Below are 19,911 nucleotides of genomic sequence, written 5' to 3' on the forward strand. Positions count from 1 at the left end.
CAGTGAAGCAGGTGAGTTCAATCGTTATCGACAAGGACTACTTGCAGGGGGCGAGCGAGCAGAGCATCCGGGCGCTTCGGGCCAAATACAAGCTTGTTATGCCGGCTGCGCTCTTCTATGAACTCATCACCACAGACATCATCGCCAGGAGAAGGTGCTTCGCAAAACTGATCCCCGAAGAGAACCCAGTCGAGCTGGTCGATCATATCGGCGTGCTGCTGCGTGCAGAAGCTAGCACCGGTAGTCCCTCAGGACCGCCATCCGATCACGTCTACCAGATGCGATACCAGTTCAATCGCAGGTTGCTCGCAGAAGACTACGTCCTTCCTCACGAGGCACGCGAAGCCATTTCAGACATGGCTCAGTCCGTACGGGAAGACCTGAATCAATTGATCGAGTTGTCTGAGCAGACACCAAGCCTGTTTGCGGACCTTCTGAGCGGAAGCACCGAGGAACGAAAAACAGCATTGGAGAGAGCAAGGAACACCATTGCTAATACGTCTGAGGTTGCAGAGTTCTACAAGCAGCTGAGCGCACCCGAAGCGGCAGCGCACATGCCGGCGGTTTTGACGGATCCGGGGAGGTGGGCGCACGTTCGCTGGCTGCAAGTGTTGATGCTTTTTTCAACGGACTTGTTCGTGCGCTACCAAGGGCGCTTGCGTTCGACGCTGTCTCCGCGCGTCATGGAAACGCTGGAGCACGACGTTCATGATGCGCAGATGCTCGTCTTGGGAGTACTTGAAGGCGGGCTCGCGACCAAAGATAGAAAGCTCCGCACGTGGTTCAAGTTACTAAACCCTTCCGGGCACCTGGAGCCGCCTCAAACGCCGCATGAACTTATTGTGCCGCCTCAAGGATCTGGATGACTTCACTCAGCTCGCTGGACTGGTGTCTCGATTGAACGTCGAGGGCGTGCTCAAGGGGAGTCTTGCCGAGATAGTTCCTGATCGAGGGGTTTGCTCCAGCTTCGAGGAGCAGCCGGACCTCCTGAGGCCGGTTGCTGGTTACTGATATGTGCAGCGCCGTAGGCCCCGAGGCGCTGCGCTGATCCACGGCATTGATATCCAGCCCCGCATCGACGTAGTGCCTAAGTACGAGGCGCGCAAGCTCTTCACTCTCCATCGACGCAATGAAGTAAGCGCCGGCTTGCTGGTTTAAGCGGCGGAGTTCTTCAGGCCGGGGATGGACCCAAAAGAGGGCCTTGTAGCAGATCCACGACCGAAGAGGCAGCTCGGCCTCGACACAGGACACGAGCGATTCAGTAGATGCTTTGCTGCTGTACCAGAAGCCCCAGAGAACGAAGCCGGCGCTCAAGGCGAACAAGACGATGATCGTCGCAGCAATTCGTCGAACCACCTTCATACCCAGCATTGCATGGAATCGATGCCGACAACCAAGAGAGGGGACGGTTGCCGCATCGACTGCAGGCCGGCCAGCAAATCATCAAGCGACGTACGATATGAACGGGCTACTGTCCTCCGTACGGTTTCGTATACCTTTGCGTCCTGAAGATCCTTCTCGGTGGCGTGTCGCCACCACTGCTTCAGGAACCGGCCCGCCAGTTTCCTGCCCAGCGACCTGATGTCCAGTGAACCTCGACTGGCTACTGCTCGACCGAGTGCGTCGATGTATCCCATTGCATAGCTGGCATCTATCGCCGCAATCAAGCACTGCTGCGCGAAGCGCCGAACACCATTCGTGACCGTCAAGTCTTGGATGCGCCCAGAAAATTGCGGCCAAAAGAAGATCAGGATCTGGCGCGTTTCGATTTCATCAAAGAGAAGATCCCCATCCGATAGGGGGACCACATCAATCGCACTGCCACTCATGTCATTCACCTCCCTGGTGACTTGATTCACTGAATGCTTTTCGTCTTAGCAGCGCATCACGCGGTTGTGCGCACCATTCTGGGCGGGCACTGTAAGGCGCGCCGGTCGCGCAAACAAGACAGATCTTGTGTCTGAACGTAAGGCGACGACGCTCTGGCGCAAGGCAAGCGGACTTCAGCGCCGCATCAGCGTGGACTTGCCGAACAGGCTGGCGATCAGGTCCACCGCCACCTCGGCCGTCTGGTTGCGCACGTCCAGTGCGGGGTTGAGTTCCACCACGTCGAGCGACCCCAGCCGGCCGGTGTCGGCGATCATTTCCATGCACAGCTGCGCTTCGCGGTAGGTGGGGCCGCCGCGCACCGTGGTGCCCACGCCGGGGGCCACTTCGGCGTCCAGGAAGTCCACATCGAAGCTCACATGCAGGTGGGTCTGCGCGTCGAGCAGGGCCAGGGCCATTTCCATGGTGTGGCGCATGCCCATCTCGTCGATGTAGCGCATGTCGAAGACTTCGAGGTTCTCGGCATGCACGAGGCGCTTCTCGCCGGCATCCACGCTGCGGATGCCGATCTGACGCACCATCTGGGGCTTGATCGCCGGGTGATGGCCGCCCAGATGCGTGAGGGCCTGCGGGCCATGGCCGCACAGCACCGCCACCGGCATGCCGTGCACGTTGCCGGTGGGGGTGAGGGTGTTGGTGTTGAAGTCGGCATGAGCATCGAGCCACAGCACGCGCAGCTTCTTGCCCGTCTCGCGGCAATATCTGGCTACCGCGCTGATCGAGCCGATGCCCAGGCAGTGATCGCCGCCGAGCAGCAGCGGCAGGCGGCCTTGCTGCAGTTCAGCATGAACGGCCTCGTGGACGACCTGATTCCAGGCCACGACTTCGTCGAGGTGACGATAGCCATTGACGGGAGGCTGCCAGGGATTGGGCGGGCCCGACAGGTTGCCGCGATCGATCACGTCGCAGCCCTGGGCTTCCAGCGCCGGTTGCAGCTGGGCCACGCGCAGGGCTTCTGGGCCCATCGAGGCGCCGCGAACGCCGGCGCCGACATCGGTCGGGGCGCCGATCAGGCTGACACGGGGGGCAGAGCTCATCACGGTGATCTCAGATGTCATCGGCAAAAGCGCCGCTGGTGCTGGCCGGAGCGTCGAGGGCGTAGGCGTCGGCAATGACGGCCCAGGCTTCCTCGGCGGTCTCCACGTACTGGAAGAGATGCACGTCCTCGGGCGAGATCATGCCCTCTTCCACCAGCACGTCGAAGTTGATCAGGCGGGTCCAGAAGTCCTTGCCGAACAGCAGCACCGGGCGCTTGCGGCTCTTGCGCGTCTGCACGAGCGTCAGCACTTCGAAGAGCTCATCCATGGTGCCGAAGCCGCCGGGGAAGCACACCAGTGCGATCGAACGCATCAGGAAGTGCATCTTGCGCAGCCCGAAATAGTGGAACAGGAAGCACAGCTCGGGCGTGATGTAGGGGTTGGGCTCCTGTTCGTGCGGCAGCACGATGTTCAGGCCGATGCTCTTGCCACCGACCTCATGGGCCCCTCGGTTGCCCGCTTCCATGATGCCGGGCCCACCGCCCGTGACCACGTAGATCGGTGGGTCCAGGCGTCTGGAGGCCTCGGTGACCAGGGCGGCAAAGCGGCGTGCCTCTTCGTAGTAGCGCGACATGCGCACCTGAGTCTGGGCACGTGCCAGGGCCAGGGCATCACCGCTGCGTTGCGCGCGGTCCAAGGCTTGCTGCGCCACGTCGGCGGGCGGAATGCGGGCGCTGCCGAAGATCACGATGGTGGATTCGATGCCATGCTGGGCCTGCACCATCTCGGGTTTGAGCAGCTCCAGCTGCATGCGCACCGGGCGCAGTTCCTCGCGCAGCAGGAAGTCCTCGTCGGTGAAGGCCAGGCGGTAGGCGCTGTTGGGGCCGCCATAGCGGGGCAGGGCGGCCGCGGCGGCGGCGTCGTCCTGGGCGGTAGGGAAGTTGCGGGCCGTGAGTTCCTGACGCTTGTCGTCCATGCCGGGCTTTTCTTGTGGGAGAAGAAGGGCATCCAGCTTAGCGGATGCCGGGTGTGGCGGCCGGCAATGACCCCTGGGGCCGCGTGCGGCACACCGGGCAGTCGGGGCGGCGGGCAATGCGGATCTCGGTCCACTCCATGTGGCGTGCATCGAGCATCTGCAGCCGGCCGGCCAGCGAGCTGCCCACACCTGCCAGGAGCTTCAGCGCTTCAGCCGCCTGCATGCTGCCGATGATGCCCACCAGCGGCGCGAACACACCCATCGTGGCGCAGCGGACTTCCTCGAAGGCCTGGTCGGGCGGGAAGACACAGGCATAGCAGGGCGAGGCGGCATTGCGCGGGTCGTACACCGAGATCTGCCCATCGAAACGGATGGCGGCCCCGGCCACGAGCGGGCGGCCATGGGTCACGCACGCACGGTTCAGCGCCTGGCGGGTGGCGAAGTTGTCGGAGCAGTCGAGCACCACGTCGGCGGTGGCGACCAGTTCCAGAAGGCGCGCCTCGTCGGCACGTTCGCACAGGGCCTGCACCTGCACCTCGGGGTTGATGGCCGCGATGCTGCGCGCTGCGGATGCGGCCTTGGGCTGCCCCACGCGCGAGAGGTCGTGGATGATCTGGCGTTGCAGGTTGGTGAGGTCCACGCTGTCGTGATCCACGATGGTCAGGCGACCCACCCCGGCGGTGCCGAGGTAGTAGGCCACGGGAGAGCCCAGACCGCCCGCACCGATGATCAGGGCGTGGGCGTCGAGCAGGCGCTGCTGACCGTCCACGCCCAGTTCATCGAGCAGGATGTGGCGGCTGTAGCGCAGGAGCTGATCGTCGTTCATGCGCCCAGCATAAAACGAAAACGCCCGCACGATGCGGGCGTGGTGCAGGCCGGACCGAGAGGCGTCAGTTCGTCTTCGACTCGTCGGGCTTGCGCTCGGTGAGGGTCTTGGAGATCACCACCGGTTGGCCTTTCAGGCGGTTGAGCGCCTGCTGGAGCTGGAAGTCCTCGGCGCTGCCGAACTCGGGCAGGCTGCGGATCGGGGCCTGGCCCTGCTGCTGCCTGGCGGCTTCTTCCTCGAGCCGCTTGAGCGCCTCCTCGCGCGCCTTCACGCGAGCCGGATCCTTGTCGGCGTTGCCGTTCTCGAGGTGGCGCGTCAGGTCAGCCTCGCGGGTGCGCAAGGCGCCGAACACATTGCCCTCGGCGGTTTCGTCGAGCATGAGGTCGGGCACGATGCCGGTGGCCTGGATGGAGCGACCAGACGGCGTGTAGTAGCGCGCTGTCGTGAGCTTGAGGGCGGTGTCGGCGGTGAGCTGGCGAACGGTCTGCACCGATCCCTTGCCGAAGGTCTGAGAACCCATGATCACGGCGCGCTTGTGGTCCTGCAAGGCACCGGCCACGATTTCGCTGGCCGAGGCCGAGCCTTCGTTGACGAGCACCACCAGCGGCACCGTCTTCACCGCCTCGGGCAGGCGCCGCAGCGGGTCATTGCCGCCACGACGGATGTAGTACTCCGGGCTGGCCTTGAAGGTGGCCTTGGACTCGGGGATCTGCCCGTTGGTGGTGACCACGATGGCGTCACGCGGCAGGAAAGCCGCCGACACCGCCACGGCGCCCTCCAGCAGGCCGCCCGGGTCGTTGCGCAGATCGAGCACGAGGCCTTTCATGTTGGGCTCGGCCTTGAACAGCTCCTCGAGCTTGCGCGCGAAGTCGTCGATGGTGCGGTCCTGGAACTGGCTGATGCGCAGCCAGGCGTAGCCGGGCTCGACCACCCGCCCGCGCACACTCTGCACGCGGATCTCCTCACGTGTGATCGTCACCGGGAAGGTGCGGCTTTCGCTCTTGCGGAAGATGGTGAGGATGATCTTGGTGTTGGGCTCGCCACGGATGCGCTTGACGGCCTGGTCGATGCTCATGCCCTTGACGGGTGTGTCGTCGATGCGTGTGATCAGGTCGCCGGTCTTGACGCCGGCACGGAACGCCGGGGAGCCTTCGATGGGCGAGACGACGCGCACCAGGCCGTCCTCCATGCCGATCTCGATGCCCACCCCCACGAAGCGGCCGCTGGTGCCCTCGCGGAATTCACGGAAGCTCTTCCGGTCGAAGTACTGCGAATGCGGATCCAGCCCGGACACCATGCCACTGATGGCATCGGTGATCAGCTTCTTCTCGTCCACCGGCTCGACGTAGTCGGACTTGATCATGCCGAAGACGGCTGCCAGCTGCTGCATCTCCTCGAGGGGCAGCGGCGCAAGCGTGTTGCGGGCAGTGGCCTGCAATTGCAGGGTGGTGAGGGCACCGGCCAGGGCCCCGATGGCCACCCAGCCTGCGATCTTGAAATTGGCACCCATGACGTGCGTGATCCTTTCCGGCGAAACGGCGCCGACTGCAAGCAGACGTCACCAAAGCTCAGTATAGGGTGAGCTTGCTGGCTTCGATGCCGTCCGGGGCAGGAAAGTTGCAGGTGCGAAACCCTAGAGGAACCCTAGGATTCCCGGGGAAAAGTCACGACGTGGTCGACTTCGGGGCGGATGCCCACCCAGTCACCCACGGCGTGGTCGTGGTGGGAGGGCACGTGCGCCAGCACCTGTTCGCCGCTGGCCAGCCGGAGGGTGTAGAGGAATTCCGACCCCCGGAAGGCCTTGCGTTCGATGCGGGCCTTCACCGGCGCGTCGTCGTCGTGGACGATGTCATCGGCGCGCAGCAGCACGTCGCACTCGCCACCCGGATAGGCGCTGGGCAGCGGGCATTCCTCGACGTCGATGAGGTCTCCCAGGGCGGTGCGTACCACGGGCCCGCCGGGCTGCTCGACGATGCGCGCCGGGGTGAAGACGCCATGGCCGATGAAGTCGGCCACGAAGCGGGTGGCCGGCCGGTGGTAGAGCTGGTAGGCCGTGTCCCACTGGGCCAGCCGGCCCTGGTGCATCACGCCGATCAGGTCGGCCAGCGCGAAGGCCTCCATCTGGTCGTGTGTCACGAGCAGGGCCGTCGTGCCCGAGCGCTTCAGGATGCCCCGGACCTCCTGGGCCAGACGCTCGCGCAGGTCGATGTCCAGGTTGGAAAATGGCTCGTCCAGCAGCAGCAGGCGCGGCGCTGGCGCCAGCGCGCGGGCCAGGGCGATGCGCTGCTGCTGTCCACCCGACAGCTGGTGCGGGTAGCGCGCGGCCACCGCTGCGAGACCCACGAGGTCCAGCATCTCGGCCACGCGGGCCTCGCGCTCGCGGCGCGGCAGGCGTGCAATGCCGAAAGCGACGTTCTCGCCCACGCTCAGGTGGGGGAAAAGGGCGTAGTCCTGGAAGACCATGCCGATGCGACGGTGCTCGGGCGGCTGGTGCACCGCCGGGCGGCCCGGCTCGGCTGCACCCAGCACCTCGTCGCCGATGGCGATGCGCCCACCTGCCGCCCGCTCCAGGCCGGCGATGGCCCGCAGCAGCGAGGTCTTGCCACAGCCCGACGGGCCGATCAGGGCCCCGATCTCGCCTTGCCGCAAGGCCAGGCTGACGTCGCTGACGGCGGGAGGGGGCGTCGGAGTGCCCGGATAGCGCACGGACAGCTGCTGGATCTCGAGAAACATCGGGTCGGACGGGGGCGAAAGAGCGAAGCTCCTATCATAGAGGCTGCAACAACAAATGATTTCCTTTCGCATTCCGGCCTGGCGCAGCTCAGGACTTCCCGCCGCCTCGGAGCCGGGGGGGCGAGGTGCCGGCCTGCGTTGATTTGCCATGCGACTGCTGACTCTCGTGACCCTGGTGCTGGCCTTGCCGGTGCTGGCCATCTTCGCGTCCTGGTTCAGCTTCGATGCGGCGAGCCTGGCGGTGCTGCAGCATCAGGCGTCCACGGTGCTGCCCGGCTATGCCTGGACCTCGCTGTGGCTGTCGCTGGCCGTGGCCCTGGGGGTGGCCGTCGTGGGGGGGCTCACGGCGGCGGCGGTCACCCTGTTCGATTTCCCGGGGCGGCGGGTGTTCGAGTGGGCGCTCCTTTTGCCCCTGGCCATGCCGGCCTATGTGCTGGCCTATGCTTACACCGATTTCCTGCAATACAGCGGGCCGCTGGAAACCGCCTGGCGTTCATGGAGCGGCGCCACCACCCGCCTGTTGCCGGACGTGCGCAGTCTCTGGGGGGCCGTGGCCTTGTTCGTCGTCTGCCTCTACCCCTACGTCTATCTGCTCACCCGTGCGGCCCTGGCTGAGCGGGGTGTGCAGCTGATGGAAGCCGCCCGCCTGCTGGGCGCCGGCGTGGGCCGGCGCATCCGCACCGTGGCCCTGCCGCTGGCGCGCCCGGCCCTGGCCGCCGGCGTGGCCCTCGCCTTGATGGAGACCCTCGCGGATTTTGGTGTCGGCTCGTATTTCGGATTGAACACCTTCACCACCGGCATCTACCGGGCGTGGCTGTCGATGGACGACCGCATTGCGGCCGCGCAACTGGCCACGCTGCTGCTGCTGGCCGTGGGTGCCCTGCTCTGGATGGAACATCGCGCCCAGCGCAGGTTGCGCTTTGCCATCACGCGGCCTGGGGCGGCGCAGGGGCAGGAGGCGCGGCCGATCCTGCTGACCGGCGTCCAGGCGGTCGGCATGTGGATGCTGTGCGCGCTTCCCGTGGTGTTGGGCTTCTTTCTGCCCGTGGCTGTGCTGGGGCATCTGCTGTGGCAGGAAGCGCAGCATGCCGAGTTCGGTATTCCCTGGGCGCGTTTCGGCCAGTGGGCCTGGACGAGCTTCAAGCTGGCCGGCGTGGCGGCAGCGCTTGCGGTGGCCCTGGCCTTGAGCCTGGCCTTTGCGCTGCGGTCCCAGCCGCGCCCCGGATTGAAGCTGGCCGCGCGGGTGGTGTCGCTGGGCTATGCCGTCCCCGGGGCTGTGATCGCCGTGGGCATCCTGCTGCCCACGGGGTGGGTGCAGGCGCAGTGGCCCGGCACGGGGGCGACGGCGCTGATGACGGGCACCCTGCTGGGTCTGATCTATGCCTACCTGGTGCGCTTCTCGGCCGTGGCCCTTCAGTCGGTCGAGGCCGGCTATGCGCGCATTCCCGGCAGCTTTGACGAGTCGGCCCGCCTGCTGGGCGTGTCGCGCTGGCGGCTGCTCGGGCGGGTGCACCTGCCCCTGCTGCAGCGCTCGACGCTGGCGGCAGCGCTGCTGGTCTTCGTGGATGTGATGAAGGAACTGCCGGCCACCTATGTGTTGCGCCCATTCAACAGCGACACATTGGCCGTGGTGGCCTACCAGATGGCCAAGGACGAGCGTCTGGGCGAGGCCGCCTTGCCCTCGCTGGCCATTGTGCTGGTGGGCCTGGTCCCAGTGATCCTCCTGTCGCGCGCGATGCGCGGGCGCCACTGAGCGAAGGACATGTCGAGGGCCCACGGGGCGGCCCCGAGGCGCGCGAACACCGGCGCCACGGTAGCATGGGCGACCCGCCACGCCGCCACCCCCCATGGACCTTGCCTTGCCCCACCCACCCGACCGCCCGGTCTTCTACCGGCGACTGGCCGACGTGGTGCTGGTGCTGGGTCTGGCGGCGAGCGTGTACGGCTGGCATGTGAGTGCCGAGGCCTGGCGGCTGGAGCAGGACCGGCGCTTCGACGCCGTGGCCAACGAGAAGGTCGGCCGCATCGTTGAGTCCCTGGAACGGTATATGGACCTGGCGGGCAGCCTGGCGGCCTTGTTCGAAGCCAGCCGCGAGGTGAGCCGTCGCGAGTTTCACGAGCACTTCCGGTCACTGCGGGCGCTGGACCGCTACCCGGCCTTGCAGGCCGCACAGTACGCGCCCAGGGTGCCGGGGGGGCAGCGGGAACGTTTCGAGGCCTCGGTGCGATCCGACACCAGCCTGAGACCCCAGGGCTATCCGAACTTCCGCATCCATCCGCCGGGCGAGCGGGACGAGTACTACCCGGTGCTCTACAACGAGCCGATGGAAGGCAACGAGATGGCCTTCGGGCACGACCAGGCGGCCGATCCGATCCGGCGCCTGGCACTGGAGCGTGCGCGCGATACGGGGCGCCCTGCGCTGTCGCCGCCGCTGGTGTTGCTGCAGGGGGCCACGCCGACCCGGGGCTTTCTGATCCGTGCCGCACTGTTTGACAACGTCGAGCCCGGGGCCGAGCGTCCAAGCCCGGGCAACCACATCGGGCAGGTGAGCATCGTGCTGCGTGCGGCCGATCTGCTGCGCTATGCGCTGGCTGAGCACGATGCCAGCCGCTACCACGTGCGCATCACCGACATCGGCGACGATGCCTACCGAGCAGGGCAACCGCTGGAAGAACGCAGCGTGGTGCTGGAAGGCAACGAGGTGTGGTCCTACCCCTATCAGCTGCCTCCGGATGTGCGGTCTGAAGACCAGCGCACCAACGTCAAGGCGGTGGGCGGTCGCATGTGGGAGGTGGTGGTCACGCGCCGCCCCATCGATCATCGCAGCCAGGCCTATCCGCTGTCGGTGCTGCTGGGCGGGATGGCCGGCAGCATCGTCCTGTGGATGGCGCTGCGCGTCTTTGCAGGTCGCTACACCCGGGCGACCGCACTGGCCCGGCAACTCAGCCGGCAGGCACAGGAAAGCGAAGCGAGGCTGCGCAGCGTGATCGATGGCACGGTGGACGGCATCATCACGTTCGACCCGGCCAGTCGCATCGTGGATGTGAATGCGGCGGCCGCCCGCATGTTCGGTGCCAGCGAGGCCGAACTGCGTGGCACGAGCGTGAACGATTTGCTGCCTCCCTCCGATACGGCGCGTGACGGGGCGGGCACAGCCCTGGCCTGGACGCCGGGGCCTGGGCGGGAAGTGACAGGGCTGCGTCGTGACGGCCTGCTGTTCCCGCTCGAGCTGGCGGTGAGCGAGGTGATGCTGGACGGACAGCCGCATTGCGTGGCCATGCTGCGCGACGTCAGCGAGCGCCGCGCCACCGAGCTGGCCATCGAAGAATCGCAGCGTCAGCTGCGACGGGCCGACGCGCTGCGGCGCACGATCTATGACAGCGCGCCCTTTGCCATCGTCGCACTGGACCGGCGCGGCGTGATCCAGGCCATGAACCCTGCCGCCGAGATGCTGCTGGGCTACAGCGCCGACGAACTCGTGGGCCGCGCGACGCCGGCGGTCTATCACGATGCGCAGGAGATCGCGCTGCGTGCGTCGCAGCTCACCGCGGAGCTGGGCGAACCGGTGCCGGCCGGCGTGGAGGTCTTCATGGCCCGGGCCCGCCGGGGGCGGCCCGACGAGCGGGAGTGGACCTGCATCCGCAAGGATGGTCGGCGCACCCCGGTGATCCTGGTGATGACCACGCTGAGCACCGAGACCGGCGAGCCGGCCGGCTACCTGGGCATCTCCTACGACGTGACCGAGCGCAAGCGTGCCGAAGAGCACATCCGTCACATGGCGCATCACGACGCGCTGACCGGCCTGCCCAACCGGGTGCTGCTGCAGGAGCGCCTGAGCGCAGCCCTCACACGGGCCCGGCGAGAGAATGACTGTGTGGCGCTGATGTTCATCGACCTGGACCGCTTCAAGAACATCAACGACTCGCTGGGCCACCACGTGGGCGACGGCATCCTCAAGATCGTCTCCGAGCGGCTGCACGCCACGGTGCGCGCCTCGGACACGGTGGCACGCATGGGCGGTGACGAGTTCGTCGTGCTGCTGCCCAAGGTTTCGCACGTGGGCGACTGCGAACTGGTGGCGCGCAAGATGATCGCCGCCCTGGGCGATCCGATGCAGGTGGGGCCGCACATGCTGCGCGTGACACCGTCGATCGGCGTGGCCACCTTCCCCGAGGCGGGCAGCGATCCGGCCACGCTGATGCGTGCGGCCGATGCGGCGATGTACCACGCCAAGGCGGCGGGGCGGAACAACTTCAAGCTCTACGACGAGAGCATGACGCGCGATTCGGCCGACCGCCTGCGCATGGAAAACGACCTGCACGAGGCCATCGATCGTGGCGAGATGCGGGTGTACTACCAGCCCCAGTTCGACTGCGCCAGCGGCGTGCTGGTGGGCGCCGAGGCCCTGCTGCGCTGGCAGCGTCCGGGCCAGGGCCTGGTGCCGCCGGGCGAATTCGTGCTGCTGGCCGAAGACACCGGCCTGATCGTGCCCATCGGCGCGTGGGTGCTGCGCGAGGCCTGCATGCAGCTGCGCCGCTGGGAAGATGCCACCGGCGAGCGGCTGCGGGTGGCGGTGAACCTCTCGCCGCGCCAGCTCGAGGCCGATGACCTGCTGAGCACGGTCTCGCGGGCGCTGGAGGCTGCGGCACTGCCGGCGTCCCGCCTGGAACTGGAGATCACCGAAAACGCGATCGTGCGCGACACCCTGTCCACCGCGACCGTGCTGGCCCAGCTGCGGGCGCTGGGCATCGCGATCGCCATCGACGATTTCGGCGTGGGTTACTCCAGCCTGGCCTACCTGCGCGACCTGCCGGTGGACAAGTTCAAGATCGACCGTTCCTTCCTGAACGCGGTGCCGGGCTCGCCGAGTGACACGCGCCTGACGGCTGCACTCATCGCGATGGCACACACGCTGCAGGTGGGCCTGGTGGCCGAGGGCGTGGAGAGCCGTGAGCAGTTCGACTTCCTGCGCGAGCACGGTTGTCACGAAGCTCAGGGCTACTACCTGGGCCGACCCATGACGGCAGAAGAGTTCGAGGCGCTGATCCGGCAGGCGCGGCGGCCGCTCGTGCAACAGGCCTGATGGATCGATCGATGGCGCCTGGCCCCCCCGGCGGGAATCGAACCCACATCTAGCGCTTAGGAGGCGCTCGTTCTATCCATTGAACTACGGCGGGAAACCGGGGCGCATTGTCCCATGAACGCGGCAGGACTTCACCAGCGCCAGATCCAGATGAAGTCCAGGGCGTTCTCGTCGGCGCCGGCCTGTGCGCGCACGGTGAAGCGCTGGGCGACGCGGTAGATCAGCTGCCACTTGCCGCTGGTGGCATTGAGGGAACGCTCGTAGCCCACGTACCAGCGCTGCGAGATCTGCTTGCCCAGGCTCACGATGGTCTCGGCCACGCCGGCACTGTCTTCCTGGCGCACCGACAGCTCGTCCAGGCCGATCAGTCCGGTGAACTCACCGCCGGGCGTATCGCCTTCCCCCGCCACCAGGGCGAGCACGGCACGCTGCAGCAAGGCGGCTTCGGCGCGGGCCAGTTGCCCGCTGCCGCGGCCCAGCACCAGCCAGGACAGCTTGTCCGTCTCGCTCATCTCGGGCTCGGAGAACAGGCGTATGCGCGGGTTCTCGGCGGTGCCGGTGATGGCCACGCCCACGCGGATGTCGGTGTTCGGCCGGGTGGCCTCGATGTCCAGACGGGGGTTGCCCGGGTCGCCCACGAAGCTGATCACGCCCTTTTCGATGGTGAGCTTCTGGCCGTAGGCGGCGTAGAGGCCGTCCACGGCGCGGATGTCGCCATTCAGCGTGGGGCGCCCACCGGGTGTGGTCAGGCGCAGCGTGCCAGCCAGACGTGTGTCGAGTCCGCGCCCGCGCAGGCGCAACCGGTCGCCGGCATCGAGCTGCAGGTTGATGGCCACTGCCCGGCGCTGGGCCGTGGCGCGTGGGGGAGGCTCGTCCGTGGGCACGGCCGTGCGCCGCACCACGACGTCGTCCGACAGCGAGGGGGCATCGGCGCGGGAGATGTCGATCAGGCCTTCGTCGATGCGGAAGGCGCCGTTGGCCTGCAGGCGCTCGGTTTCCAGGACGAGGTTGGCATTTCCGCTGAGGATGATGCGCCGGTCGATGCGGGTGAGCAGCGCAAAGCGCTCGGCCTGCAGGCGCAGTTCGGCCCGAGGGGCTGCACCGAAGGTGGCACCACCGCTCAGGCGCACCTCACCGTCGCCGCCCCGGGCGCGCAGGGTTTCGATGCGGGCCGTCTTGCCCTGCAGCACCAGGTAGGCTTGCCCGTCCTGCAGGTGGACGCCCTGCAGCAGGTTGCGCGCGACCACATCGCGAGCGCGCACCTCGCCGGTGTATTCGGGCGCGCCGAGCCGGCCGCCCAGTTCGGCCTGCACCTGCATCTGCCCGCCCAGGCGCCAGCCGGCGGGCACCCATGCGGCCCAGGCGCCGAGGTTGTCGACGTCGGCTTGCAGGCGGCCACGCAGCGGGGCCATGGGCCCGGGCATCCAGTCCTGCGGCGAGGCCTGGGCGGTCTGCTCACCCCGCAGTCGGCCCAGGTTGGCACCCGCCATGTCCTGGGTGAAGCGCCACAGCCCGTCGCGGGCCTGCAGCGCGAGCCGCAGCTCGGTGAGCTGCAGGCGCTCCACCTGCCCCGCCTCCTCGACCTCGAGGTCACCGCGCACGCGGGCGATCTCCAGGTCGGCCTCGAACCGGGGCGCGGAGCGCACGCGCAGGCTGGCGCCGACTTCCAGGTCGCCCTTCCAGCCGAAGTCGGGCTGGAACTCACGCAGCAAGGGGGCCACGGGCACCGGGTCGAGTCGGGCCTGGGCCTGCAGGACCGCCGCCTGGTTGCCGCGGGCTGTCTGGTAGAGCACCTCGTCCCAGCGCAAGGTGGCTGTCTGACGGCCTGCGCGCAGTCGGGCCTGACCGGCGCCCAGCGAAAGCCGCTGAAGGGCACCGTCACCCCGATCCCAGCGCAAGGGCACGTTCGCCACCTGCACCCAGGGCTGCAACCCGCCGCTTGCAGGGCCCAGCACGAACTGATGCAGTTCGGCACGCCAGCCGGTCCAGGTGTCCGGTCGAACGACCCCGCTGCGCGGCAGTTCGGCCTGACCGTCGAGTTCCAGCTGCAATTGCACGGCCCGGGCCGTGCCCTCCGGTGTTGGCGTGCCCGCTTGCGCAGTAGGCGCAGCCCACGGAAGGACCACGTCGGAGCGGCCTTCCACGCGCAGCCGATGGGTGCGCACACTGCCATCGAGGCGAACGGTCGTGGTGTCGATGCGGCGGTCGCGCAGCTGCAGTCCCCGCAGATCAAGACTCAGGTCCTGGGCGGCGTCGGCCTCGGGGCTCAGGACCCAGCGACCCTGGGCCTCGTCGAGACGCCAGTCCCCCCAGCGCAGGCCTTGCCCGCTCACACGCCCCTCGACCCGCCGGGGCCAGGGGGTGTCCGTGCTCGCCCAGAAGAGGGTGCCGTCCAGCGCCAGCCGGCCTTCCAGGGCCGTGTCGATGCGCAGCGACTGCAGCACCGGGGCCAGACGGTCCAGGTGCCCGGCCTGCACGGTCAGCGCCAGGTCGGTGTCGGCGGTGGCCGCGCCGGGGGCAGGGAGCCTGCCCTGCCACGTCAGCCGGTTGTCGGCCAAGGCCAGCTCACCTTCGGTGGCGGGGGCCGTGGTGGCGTTGCGGCCTTGCCAGCGGGCCTGGGCCTGCAGAGGCTGGCCGGCGAGCAGGCTGTCCGTCAGGGCGAGACGGGCCTGGCCTTGCCAGCGTCCTGCCCAGGCCAGCACCGTCTCGCGCGGCGAACGTGGCGGCAGGGTCAGCTGCGCCGCGGCCTGCCCATTCAGGCGATGTCCACGGCCGGCCGCGGGTGCCGGCCCCAGTCCGGGCCACCACACCTGGGGATCGATGCCTTCCCACTGGCTTTCCAGGGTGGCCTGCACCGCCTGCCCGGACGGGTGGACCACCTCACCTTGCAGGCGCAGCTGGCCGTTGCCGGCGCGTGCAATGAAGGACCGGACCTGGCTGCGCACGCTCGAAAACTCGCCGGCGAGTTCCAGTCCCACGGTGCGTGGGCCGGGGCCCGCGGCCGTCTGCTGGCCGCCCAGACGGGCCTGCACCTGCACGGACGCCGGATCCCGTCCCGGCACGGAGGCCAGGGACACGGGCCCACTCAGGCGCATCGCCGGCGCGCGGGCGTCCAGGCCGGAGGGGTCGAGTGAGCCCAGTTCGAGGGTGGCGCGCCACTCGCCGGGCGCCCAGTGGCCTTCACCGCGCAGGCGTCCGGCGTCACGCTGGCTGCTGCCCAGCGACAGCTCGAAGGCCTCCAGCACGATCCCATCGTCGGGGTCGAGGCTCACGCTGCGGGCACGCAGTTCGGCTTGCCGCACGGGCAGTCGGCCGGCGTCCCATCGATCGGCCTGCGTGTTGGTCATCTGCAGGCTCAGCTCCACCGGCTGTGCACCGGCCGCCCCCCCACCCGCACCGCCACCCGCACCGCCACCCACACTCGTACCACGCAGCGCGGCCCGCGCGCTGCCGGTCAAGGCCGTGGAGGGGGCCGCGGATGCCAGCGCTGCAAGGTCCAGCGCTTCGAAGCGGGCGTCCAGCGTGTCCAGCGGCCAGGCCGCGAAGGGGGTCAAGGTGGCGCTGGCTTCCAGCGACTGGCCGGACGCCCGGAGCGTGGCCTGCACCGGCAGCTGCGCCAACGGTCCCTCGGCCTGCACCTGGGCCGACCAAACCGCACCGTCCACAGCACCCTCGGGAATCCTTTGGCCCAGGTCCACGGTAGCCTGCAGTGGCAGGTCACCCTGGGTGCCCAGCGTGGCGGCGCCGCTGAGGCGCAGCCGATCCCAGGCCAGCGACAGCGATTCGACGCGATGCATGCGGCCAGCGTCGGCGCCCAGGGCCACGGAAGCCTGCAGGTCCAGCACGGGGCTCGCGAGCCCGCCCACGTGCAACTCGCCCACCCGCAAGGCCGCCAGGTTGAGTTGCACGGGCAGCGACAGGCTCTTCGGGGGGCGGCGGGGCGATGCCGAGGTGGGTCCGGGGGGCATCTGCAGCACCAGCCGGTCGACCTCCAGCGCGTCCAGCTGCACGGCCAGCCAGGCCCCCGGGTCATCGGGGCGCGACCACCGCAGCCCTCGCCAGGCCAGACCCTCCAGCGTGATGCCGTCGTCCGCCCGGCCTGGGCTGGAGAGGTCCAGGTGGACCCGGCGAGCCGAGAAGTCTCCCAGCAGCGGCCCGCGGGGCTCGAGCACGGTCAGCCCGGGCACCCAGCGCAGCACCTGGGCCGTCCCCCGCTCGGTGGTCAGCGCCGACACGACGGCCGCCACCAGCGCGACCACCACGAGCAAGGGCAGGGCGAACACCAGCAGCCAGGACAGTGCGCCCCACCACGCGCGGCGCGGGCGCGGTGCCTCAGAGGCGGGCGGGCCTTGTGTGGCAGGTGGGGGGGTATCGGACGGGTCCATGGCTCAGTAGGCGATGCCCACGCTCAGATGCAGGCGCCAGCGGTTCGTTTCCTCGCCATAGGCGGCGTCGATCTTCAGCGGACCCACGGGGCTGCGCCAGCGGATGCCTGCCCCCGCGCCGACCTTGACTGCATAGTCCTGCCAGGAGTTGGTGGCGTCGCCGGCATCCATGAAAACGGCCCACCACCATTGCCGCAGGTCGCGGGTGTTGAAGGGCCGGGCCAGTTCCACACTGGCCGTGGCCAGCACCTTGCCGCCCACGGTGGTGCCGCCCTGCTGCGGGCCGATCGAGCGGTAGGGGTAGCCCCGCACCGACTCGTCACCCCCGGCGCGGAACAGCAGGGTGTCCGGCACGGAGACGTTGTTGCGGGTGAAGACCTCGGCGGCCTCCAGCCGGGCACTGCCATACCAGCCGCCGAGAGGCTGGTAGCCGCTCAGGCGACCGTAGAGGCGGGTGAACGGGCCGTTGCCGGTGTCGCTGCGGGCGTGACCGGCACCCACCTGTGCCGAAGCGGCGATGCCCCGGGTGGGCAGCAGGATGTTGTCCACATTGCGCCACACCCACTCGTAGTTGGCGGTGATGGCGCTGGCCCGCTGGCGCCCGAGGTCCGTGGTGACGATGGCGGTGGTGTATTCACCGTAGTAGAGCCGGTCGATCCTTTCGGTGTCCTGGGTGCGGCCGGCACGCACGCGGTAGCTGTCGGTGGGGGCACTGCTGGCGCTGCTGAACCGCTCGCCTGCGAATGCGAGCAGGTTGCGGTACTGGTCGGCCTTGGGGTGTGAGATCAGTTCGGACTTCAGCGCCTTCTGATCGCGACCGAGTTCCAGCTTGTTCTTGGACACCCAGTTCAGTCCGAAGGGGCGACGGTGCAGGTGCTCGATCGTGCCGCGCAGGCGGGCAACATCGCTGTAGCCCACACCCAGCGTGAGATCCTGCAAGGGCAGTTCACGCACAGTGATGGCCACCGGAGCCGCCTCGGCGGTGGCCGGGTCCGTATCGACGATCACCGAGGCCGACTCGAACAGCCCGCTGCGCTGCAGGCGCTCCTGCAGATCGAGCACCTGCTTTTCGGTGTAGCGCTGGCCCGGCCGGAAGGTCAGGAGATTGCTGACGGCCTCTTCGCGGTGCAATGACAGCCCCTCGATGCTTGTCGGGCCGAAGCGGTAGAGGGGACCGCTGTCGGCCACGGCGAACAGGCGCACCGTGTTGCGGGGCGCATCCACCTCGGCGGCCGTCCCGCTCCAGGCGGCGGCCGGGTAACCATCGGTGCGCAGCCGGCCGAGCAGTTCGGACTTCTCGCTGTTCCACCATCCCTGCGAAAAGGGCCGCCCCTCTCGCAGGCGCCAGCCCGCCTGGATCTCGGCAAGCAACTGGCGGTCCCGGACGTCGCCTTGCTCGGCGCGTTCCACGATGTCGCCCTGCACCTCCACCGTGGCGCGGCTCACGCGCGTGCGCTCCCCCGGTTCCACCTGCAGCGTGATCGTCGGGGGCGAGCCCTCGTCGGTGGTGATGCGGATCGAAGGGTTGAAGTAGCCCCGGGTTTCCAGCAGCGACTGGGCCTGGGCGGGCGTGGCCGCCACCAGGCGCCGGATCTCTGCTTCCGTCACGTCGGCCAGGGCCGGGTCGGTACGAAAGCGTGCCAGGTCCAGGTAGGTGCTCAGCAGGTCGTCGAGATCATCTGGCGCGGTGATGCGCAGCAGATAGGGGGTGCGAGGTGCAGGGGCTTCGGCGACCGACGGGGGGGGCACATCGTCGGCGCGTGCCCTGTCGGGCGTGAACGCCGCCAGCGCGACCAGCAGCGCTCCCAGGCAAGACCGGTGTGGCGCGCAGCGACGATCCGTCATTTGCTCAGCAGGCGCATGGCCCCTTCCAGCCCAGACAGCGTGAGCGGGAACATGCGCTGGTTCATGATCTGCTGGATGATGGCGATCGACTGCCGATACCCCCACACGCCCTGGGGCTCGGGGTTGATCCAGGCGTACTTGGGGAAGGCGTGCGTGAGGCGCTGCAGCCATTCGGCGCCAGGCTCCTCGTTGTTGTATTCCACACTGCCGCCCGGCTGAAGGATTTCGTAGGGGCTCATCGTGGCGTCACCCACGAAGATGAGCTTGTAGTCCTTGTTGTACTTGCGGATCACGTCCCAGGTCGGAAACTTCTCGCTGTAGCGGCGACGGTTGTTCTTCCACATGTAGTCATAGACGCAGTTGTGGAAGTAATAGAACTCCAGGTGCTTGAATTCAGACTTCGCTGCGCTGAAAAGTTCCTCGACGCGATGGATGTGCTCGTCCATCGTGCCGCCCACGTCCATCAGCAGCAGCACCTTCACCTGGTTGTGGCGCTCGGGCACCATCTTGAGGTCCAGCCAGCCCGCATTGGCCGCGGTGGAGCGGATGGTGTCGTCCAGGTCGAGTTCCAGCTCCGATCCCTCGCGCGCGAAGCGGCGCAGCCGGCGCAGGGCGACCTTGATGTTGCGCGTGCCCAGCTCCAGCGTGTCGTCGTAGTCCTTGTACTGGCGCTGGTCCCACACCTTCACCGCGCTCTTGTTGCGTCCCTTCTCCTGGCCGATGCGGATGCCTTCGGGGTTGTAGCCATAGGCGCCGTAGGGTGACGTGCCGCCGGTGCCGATGAAGCGGTTGCCGCCCTCGTGGCGTTCCTTCTGCTTCTCGAAGAGCTCCTGCAGGCGCTTCATCAGCTCGTCCCAGCCGAGCTTCTCGATCTGGGCCTTCTCTTCCGGTGACAGCTCCAGCTCCAGGCGCTTTTGCAGCCATTCGAGCGGGATCTCCTTGGAAAAATCAGTGAGCAGCTCCACGCCCTTGAAATAGGCGCCGAAGGCCCGGTCGAACTTGTCGAAATGGGCCTCGTCCTTCACCAGGGCCGTGCGTGCCAGGTAGTAGAACTTGTCCACGGTGGGGCCGGCATCGTCGTCGATGACGCCGCTCCTGATGGCTTCAAGCAGCATCAGGAATTCCTTGATCGACACCGGCAGCTTGGCGGCGCGCAGGGTGAAGAAGAAGTCGATCAGCATGAAATGCCTCGCAGGCG

The 19,911-nt window shown here is 67.9% G+C and carries 13 protein-coding genes and 1 tRNA gene; 3 read left to right on the plus strand and 11 right to left on the minus strand.

Annotated elements, in window-relative coordinates:
• Positions 1-2 precede the first annotated feature (2 nt).
• Positions 3-866, plus strand: coding sequence for a hypothetical protein (locus tag C1704_RS00595; RefSeq protein ID WP_104299949.1), 864 nt, complete (start codon positions 3-5; stop codon positions 864-866).
• On the opposite strand, the gene C1704_RS00600 is transcribed toward C1704_RS00595, so the two are convergent.
• From C1704_RS00600 to C1704_RS00630, 7 genes are all read right to left on the minus strand, one after another.
• On the minus strand, positions 838-1,371 hold the full coding sequence (locus C1704_RS00600; protein ID WP_146076012.1) for an ankyrin repeat domain-containing protein: 534 nt from the start codon (positions 1,369-1,371) through the stop codon (positions 838-840). The genes C1704_RS00595 and C1704_RS00600 overlap by 29 nt on opposite strands.
• Positions 1,359-1,859, minus strand: coding sequence for a hypothetical protein (locus C1704_RS00605; protein WP_146076013.1), 501 nt, complete (start codon positions 1,857-1,859; stop codon positions 1,359-1,361). The genes C1704_RS00600 and C1704_RS00605 overlap by 13 nt, the downstream gene beginning before the upstream one ends.
• A 144-nt stretch (positions 1,860-2,003) precedes the next feature.
• On the minus strand, positions 2,004-2,924 hold the full coding sequence (gene rocF / locus C1704_RS00610; RefSeq protein ID WP_104299955.1) for an arginase: 921 nt from the start codon (positions 2,922-2,924) through the stop codon (positions 2,004-2,006).
• A 10-nt stretch (positions 2,925-2,934) separates the two neighbouring features.
• Positions 2,935-3,840 (minus strand): LOG family protein, encoded by a 906-nt coding sequence (locus C1704_RS00615; protein ID WP_104299957.1) that lies wholly within the window; start codon positions 3,838-3,840, stop codon positions 2,935-2,937.
• 37 nt (positions 3,841-3,877) lie between these two features.
• Positions 3,878-4,666, minus strand: coding sequence for a HesA/MoeB/ThiF family protein (locus C1704_RS00620; RefSeq protein WP_104299959.1), 789 nt, complete (start codon positions 4,664-4,666; stop codon positions 3,878-3,880).
• Positions 4,667-4,730: 64 nt separating this feature from the next.
• Complete coding sequence (locus C1704_RS00625) at positions 4,731-6,176, minus strand: S41 family peptidase (RefSeq protein WP_104299961.1); 1,446 nt, start codon at positions 6,174-6,176, stop codon at positions 4,731-4,733.
• A 134-nt stretch (positions 6,177-6,310) separates the two neighbouring features.
• Entirely contained in the window at positions 6,311-7,399 is a 1,089-nt protein-coding gene (locus C1704_RS00630; RefSeq protein WP_104299963.1) for an ABC transporter ATP-binding protein, read from the minus strand.
• A gap of 148 nt (positions 7,400-7,547) precedes the next feature.
• Here C1704_RS00630 and C1704_RS00635 point away from each other — a divergent pair, with 148 nt between their 5' ends.
• Together C1704_RS00635 and C1704_RS00640 are read left to right on the plus strand one after the other, a co-directional pair.
• Positions 7,548-9,152: an ABC transporter permease gene (locus C1704_RS00635; RefSeq protein WP_104299965.1), complete on the plus strand. Its 1,605-nt coding sequence runs from the start codon at positions 7,548-7,550 to the stop codon at positions 9,150-9,152.
• Positions 9,153-9,246: 94 nt separating this feature from the next.
• On the plus strand, positions 9,247-12,483 hold the full coding sequence (locus tag C1704_RS00640; RefSeq protein ID WP_104299967.1) for a bifunctional diguanylate cyclase/phosphodiesterase: 3,237 nt from the start codon (positions 9,247-9,249) through the stop codon (positions 12,481-12,483).
• A 19-nt stretch (positions 12,484-12,502) separates the two neighbouring features.
• Here C1704_RS00640 and C1704_RS00645 read toward each other — a convergent pair.
• The 4 genes from C1704_RS00645 to C1704_RS00660 all read right to left on the minus strand — a co-directional run bounded on the left by C1704_RS00645 (position 12,503) and on the right by C1704_RS00660 (position 19,894).
• A tRNA-Arg gene (locus C1704_RS00645) sits at positions 12,503-12,577 on the minus strand.
• A gap of 37 nt (positions 12,578-12,614) precedes the next feature.
• Complete coding sequence (locus C1704_RS00650; protein ID WP_104299968.1) at positions 12,615-16,868, minus strand: translocation/assembly module TamB domain-containing protein; 4,254 nt, start codon at positions 16,866-16,868, stop codon at positions 12,615-12,617.
• Positions 16,869-16,871: 3 nt separating this feature from the next.
• Positions 16,872-18,713, minus strand: a complete 1,842-nt coding sequence (locus C1704_RS00655) for an autotransporter assembly complex protein TamA (RefSeq protein WP_104299970.1) — start codon at positions 18,711-18,713, stop codon at positions 16,872-16,874.
• The gene (locus tag C1704_RS00660; RefSeq protein WP_104299972.1) at positions 18,710-19,894 is read right to left on the minus strand and encodes a vWA domain-containing protein; all 1,185 of its coding nucleotides are present in this window, start codon (positions 19,892-19,894) and stop codon (positions 18,710-18,712) included. Before C1704_RS00660 ends, C1704_RS00655 begins: the two co-directional genes overlap by 4 nt.
• Positions 19,895-19,911 lie beyond the last annotated feature (17 nt).

It is taken from the genome of Caldimonas caldifontis (assembly GCF_002930615.1).
In the GTDB taxonomy this organism is placed as follows: Bacteria; Pseudomonadota; Gammaproteobacteria; order Burkholderiales; family Burkholderiaceae_C; genus Caldimonas; species Caldimonas caldifontis.